This window comes from Pseudoalteromonas sp. SR45-5, from assembly GCF_014163565.1.
GTDB lineage: Bacteria > Pseudomonadota > Gammaproteobacteria > Enterobacterales > Alteromonadaceae > Pseudoalteromonas > Pseudoalteromonas distincta.
In genome coordinates, this window is the sequence record NZ_JACJDN010000418.1 from 1 (window position 1) to 3,653 (window position 3,653).

General features: G+C 38.3%; 5 protein-coding genes and 1 pseudogene. 4 read left to right on the forward strand and 2 right to left on the reverse strand.

Going from position 1 to position 3,653, the window contains the following annotated elements; genetic code table 11:
• Positions 1–107 (reverse strand): annotated as a pseudogene (locus H5072_RS21250) (TetR family transcriptional regulator); the annotation flags it as partial.
• Between the two features lie 409 nt (positions 108–516).
• Here H5072_RS21250 and rmf point away from each other — a divergent pair.
• A complete protein-coding gene (gene rmf / locus H5072_RS14370; RefSeq protein WP_002960897.1) occupies positions 517–687 on the forward strand; it encodes a ribosome modulation factor in 171 nt (56 codons plus the stop codon).
• Between the two features lie 65 nt (positions 688–752).
• Here the strand turns inward: rmf and fabA are convergent, their stop codons facing one another.
• Entirely contained in the window at positions 753–1,268 is a 516-nt protein-coding gene (fabA, locus tag H5072_RS14375; protein WP_002960896.1) for a bifunctional 3-hydroxydecanoyl-ACP dehydratase/trans-2-decenoyl-ACP isomerase, read from the reverse strand.
• Positions 1,269–1,471: 203 nt separating this feature from the next.
• Here fabA and H5072_RS14380 point away from each other — a divergent pair, with 203 nt between their 5' ends.
• Genes H5072_RS14380 through H5072_RS14390 form a run of 3 tightly spaced genes read left to right on the forward strand, consistent with a single transcriptional unit; the run spans position 1,472 to position 3,577 of the window.
• Positions 1,472–2,329: a 6-carboxytetrahydropterin synthase gene (locus H5072_RS14380; protein ID WP_024595367.1), complete on the forward strand. Its 858-nt coding sequence runs from the start codon at positions 1,472–1,474 to the stop codon at positions 2,327–2,329.
• On the forward strand, positions 2,322–3,140 hold the full coding sequence (locus H5072_RS14385) for a M23 family metallopeptidase (protein ID WP_182693902.1): 819 nt from the start codon (positions 2,322–2,324) through the stop codon (positions 3,138–3,140). Before H5072_RS14380 ends, H5072_RS14385 begins: the two co-directional genes overlap by 8 nt.
• 5 nt (positions 3,141–3,145) lie before the next feature.
• Entirely contained in the window at positions 3,146–3,577 is a 432-nt protein-coding gene (locus H5072_RS14390) for an acyl-CoA thioesterase (RefSeq protein WP_002960891.1), read from the forward strand.
• Positions 3,578–3,653 lie beyond the last annotated feature (76 nt).

Sequence of the window (3,653 nt, forward strand, 5' to 3'; positions counted from 1 at the left end):
AAGGTTTCTAGGCCCGTGCGAATAAGTAACGCTTTGGTATCGGCGTTCTCTCTGGCTATTTTAGGTGGGCGACCACGGCGTATTGGTGTTGATGTATTTTTGTTCATGTACATATATTAGACCGATCGACTTTAAATAATCAAGCATAAATTTAAATTGTTTAAAAATACTTCAAGTTAGGGGCGGGCTACTAATTTAAGATTAATGAAATAAAAGTGTCACGATTACATTTTTGTTTGGAACTTAGTCAATATTAGTCGGTCACAAATAAAGCACATAAGTGCTTTTTAGCGATTATTGAGTCGCATTTTATTTAGCATAAAACCGGTCAAATTAAATGTTGTATGACCACTTACTTTTTTAAATGTTAATTCATTTTTGCATCAGCAGCTTAGTTAAAGTCAAACAATTTAATTGCTTTTACGATTTGAATTTTACATTTTTATTAACTATTCATTAAATGTAGATTTCACTAATGCTATACAATATACAAATAAAAAGGTGAGGATATTACCGATGAAGAGACAGAAAAGAGATCGTTTAGAAAGAGCTCATTCTCAAGGTTTTAAAGCAGGTTTAGCAGGTCGCTCAAAAGAGCTATGCCCTTATCAACAAGTAGATCCCAAATCAGAGTGGTTAGGAGGTTGGCGTGAAGCGATTGAAAACCGCAACATGTACAAAACCTAAAATCAATAATCGAATTTAAGCAAAAAGGCCTCCATGTTGGAGGCCTTTTTGTACGCATTTAAAAATTAAAACGCGCTAGTGTCTTGGAACAAGCCCACTTTTAAATCTTTTGCTTCGTAAATTACTCGACCATCTACTTCTACAGTGCCATCTGCAACGCCCATGAACAATTTACGTTTAATTACGCGTTTCATTACAAGGCGGTAAGTTACTTTTTTATTAGTTGGTAAAATTTGGCCAGTAAATTTAACTTCACCCACACCTAGCGCACGGCCAAGACCAGGGCCACCAGACCAACCTAAGTAAAAACCAACTAGTTGCCACATAGCATCTAAGCCTAAACAACCTGGCATTACTGGGTCGCCTTTAAAATGACAATCGAAAAACCACAGGCTAGGGTCAATATCAAGCTCAGCAACAATTTCGCCTTTCCCATGAATACCGCCATCAGCAGTAATAGAGGTAATGCGGTCCATCATTAACATGTTGTCACTTGGTAAGCGGCAGTTGCCTTCACCAAACATTTCACCTTGACCACACAGGATCAACTCTTCTTTTGTATAGCTATTTTTAGGTTCCATAACACTTATCTTCGCTTAGAAATTGCCAAGTACTTTAGCGTACACTTGTACGCTAAACAACTCGGAGCAGTTAAAAAATCAAAATATTGCATATTAAATCATCAATCAATCAACGCGATTGGTTTTTGCACTATAAAACCGCGCAATTACAATCAGAAATCATTATAATTAACGCTGTCTTATAACCAGTCTAAAGGAAGTTTATGATCCTTTTTGTTAACTCACTAACTGTGATTGATTTTTCTTACTTATGTAACAAACGCGGCGCCGTTGGCGAGAGCTGGATTGTTGATTTAACTTTGCACGGTAAACTTAACGAAGAGTCTATGGTTTTAGACTTTGGTTTAGTTAAAAAGCAAATTAAAGGCATTATAGATGAGTGTATTGATCACCGTTTAGCAATTCCTACAGGGCTTAATGGTACTGTATCTGAATTTGACGAGCATAAAACACTCGACTGTACATTTGGTGAAAATAATCACTTAGCTATGAGCGCTCCTCATCAAGCTTATTGCATGATTAACGCAGATGAAGTAACTGTTGAATCGGTTACCGAATTTTTAATTGCGACTATTTTACCGAAGCTACCAGATAACATCGAAAAAATTGAGCTGTCTCTTAAGCCTGAACACAGCCAAAGTTTTTACTATCATTACAGCCATGGCCTTAAAAAGCATGACGGTAATTGCCAGCGTATTATTCATGGGCATCGTTCTCAAATTGGTATTAGCCTAGATGGTATTTCTATGCCGCGCTTGCAAAAAGAATGGTCTCAAAAGTGGGAAGATATTTACTTAGCCACCAGTGAAGATCAAATTAACGCTGCTGATTTAAAACACATAACAGCCAAAGCGGGTGATGTATGTTTTGCTTATACATCGGCACAAGGCTATTTTGAAATGGCTATAAGCGAGTCTCGTTGCGACATTTTGCCAGTAGATACCACTGTAGAATGTATTGCTGAACATGTAGCTGGCCAAATTAAAGCCCAATACCCAGAAAAAGCAGTGAAAGTAACGGCTTATGAAGGTGTTGGAAAAGGATCGATTAGTTATGTTTAAAACACTTTTAGCAACAGCGCTTGTTGCATCTGCTAGCTTTAGTGCTATGGCGCTTGAGTTAAAAGGACATTTAACACAAGGCGGTTTAGTTACTGGAAAGCTAGAAAACGCTAAATCAGTAAGCTTAGATGGCAAAAGCTTAAAACTTTCACCAAAGGGTGACTTTGTATTTGGTTTTGGTCGTGACGCTGAAACTACTCATACTTTAAAATGGGTAGATAACAATGGTAAATCGCATTCACAGCCAATAGCTATCACAAAGCGCGAATATAAAATTGATAAAATTACCGGTGTAGCTAAAAAATATGTCTCTCCGCCAAAAGAAGTTAGTGCGCGTATAAGCCGTGAAGCAGTTGCTGTGCGAAAAGCCAGAGAAGTAGACTCTGATTTATTGTACTTTTTAGACCCTGTGTTAAAGCCTGCAGAAGGGCGCATATCGGGTGTTTACGGTAGTCAGCGCTATTTTAATGGCGAGCCTCGTCGTCCGCACTTTGGCTTAGATATCGCGAATAAAACGGGCTCTCCTGTTTACGCGCCTATTAGTGGTACCGTGGTATTTGCTGAACCTGATTTATACTACTCTGGCGGAACATTAATTATTGATCATGGCCATGGTATTACCTCAACTTACATTCACTTAAGTAAGCTTGATGTAAAAGTGGGTGATAAAATTGAGCAAGGTAACAAAGTGGCTGAAATTGGTGCAACTGGACGTGTAACGGGTCCTCACCTAGATTGGCGTTTTAACTGGAAAGGCGAACGCCTTGATCCTGCATTACTAATGCAAGATACATTAGCAAACAAAAAGTAGAGATTATGACTGACGTAAATCGCGATGCAATAATTGCTCAGCGTATTGAAGACTCAACCACATCGGTAACTAAAACCGTGTTTCCAGGGCGTACTAATCATCACAATACTTTATTTGGTGGTGATGCACTGGCGTGGATGGATGAAGTGGCATTTATAGCAGCGACTCGTTTTTGTCGTAAGCCTTTGGTAACTATATCTTCTGATAGAGTCGACTTTAAAGAAGCCATACCAGCAGGTACTTTTGCAGAGTTAATAGCTAAAGTAGTGCATGTAGGTAACACCAGCTTAAAAGTTGACGTAGATATATTATTAGAAACTATGCACAAAGACGATAAGCATTCAGCCATTAGTGGCAGCTTTACCTTTGTTGCAGTTGATGATAACCACAGACCGACTCCGGTAGTATGCGATAAAATGATTTATGGTTTTGATTAACTTAAAGCTTTGAATATGCGCTAAAGTAAATTTATATAAGCACCTTAATTGGTGCTTATATAACCCCATAAAAGAA